This window comes from Corallococcus sp. AB018 (genome assembly GCF_003986945.1).
Classification (GTDB): Bacteria; Myxococcota; Myxococcia; order Myxococcales; family Myxococcaceae; genus Corallococcus; species Corallococcus exiguus.
Window position 1 is genome coordinate 1 of sequence record NZ_RAWR01000440.1, and the last position, 1,280, is coordinate 1,280.

Below are 1,280 nucleotides of genomic sequence, written 5' to 3' on the forward strand. Positions count from 1 at the left end.
CGGGAATTCCGGGCGCTGACGGGGCTGACGCCGGGGGCGTACGTGCGCGAGCAGGCGGAGGTCGGATTCGTCCAATCGCCGGAGGGGGCGGGTGCGTAAGGTGGGGGTGTTCCCACTTCGAGGAGGCACACCATGTCCACCGCACCGCAGCAGGCCGAGCAGCACCACCGCATCGACTACATCGAGCTTCCCGTGAAGGACATCGCGGAGGCGAAGCGCTTCTACGGCGCCGTGTTCGGCTGGAGGTTCGAGGACTACGGCCCGGACTACACGAGCTTCATGGACGGGCGGCTGAACGGAGGCTTCGACAAGGAGCGGGAGGCGTCGAAGGGCGGCGCGTTGCTGGTGCTCTATTCGAAGGACCTGGACGCGACGCTGGCGAAGGTACGCGAGGCCGGTGGGCGCATCGTGAAGGACACGTTCTCCTTCCCCGGAGGCAAGCGCTTCCACTTCACCGACCCCACGGGCAACGAGCTGGCGGTGTGGACGGAGCCTTGAGGCGCTGAACCAACGGTAGGGCGGGGAGTGCCGCGGTTCACGCGAGCTGTCGCGGTCCCAACACTCCCGGCCCTCCCGCGACGCGTGGTGCACGAGCGGGCGGGACGCGGAGTAATCCCGGATCGCTTGCGTTCCTGGCGCGCGGTAGAAGTCGGGCCGGCTCCTCCCTGGGAATGTCGCCCGTGCTCGTTACCGCCAACGCCACCGTCCTTCACGTCAACGACACGCCCGCGAGCCTCTATCTGGGGACCTTCTCGCTGCGTCAGGCGGGCTACCGCATGCTGGAGGCGGTCACCGGAGAGGAAGCCCTACAGGTCGCCTTCGATTCACGCCCTGACGTCATCGTGCTCGACGTGAAGCTTCCCGACATGAGCGGCTATGACGTGTGCCGGCGCCTGAAGGAGGACTCTCGCACCCGCGAGATCTCCATCATCCACACCTCCGCCACCTTCATCACCGCGGAGAAGAAGGTCGCGGGCCTGCGCGCCGGCGCGGACGTCTACCTCACCCAGCCGTTCGACCCCGAAGAGCTCATCGCCACCGTCAACAGCGTCCTGCGCCTGCGGCGCGTGGAGCGCGAGGCCCTGGCGAACGCCGCCCGCCTGGAGGAGGCCGACCGCAAGAAGGACGAATTCCTCGCCATGCTCGCCCACGAGCTGCGCAACCCGCTGGCCGCCATCTCCGTCGCGGTGCAGATGCTCGGACAGAAGGACTCGAACGGTCTGTCCGAAGCCGACGCGCGCCGCCGCGACATCATCGAGCGGCAGGTGAGCCACCTGCGC

General features: G+C 68.1%; 2 protein-coding genes. Both read left to right on the plus strand.

Annotation, left to right across the window (positions count from 1 at the left end):
• Positions 1–132 precede the first annotated feature (132 nt).
• Positions 133–498: a VOC family protein gene (locus tag D7Y11_RS42575; RefSeq protein WP_120579185.1), complete on the plus strand. Its 366-nt coding sequence runs from the start codon at positions 133–135 to the stop codon at positions 496–498.
• Between the two features lie 182 nt (positions 499–680).
• Positions 681–1,280 (plus strand): response regulator (locus tag D7Y11_RS42580; RefSeq protein ID WP_126936514.1); only part of this gene is annotated, 600 nt, incomplete at its 3' end.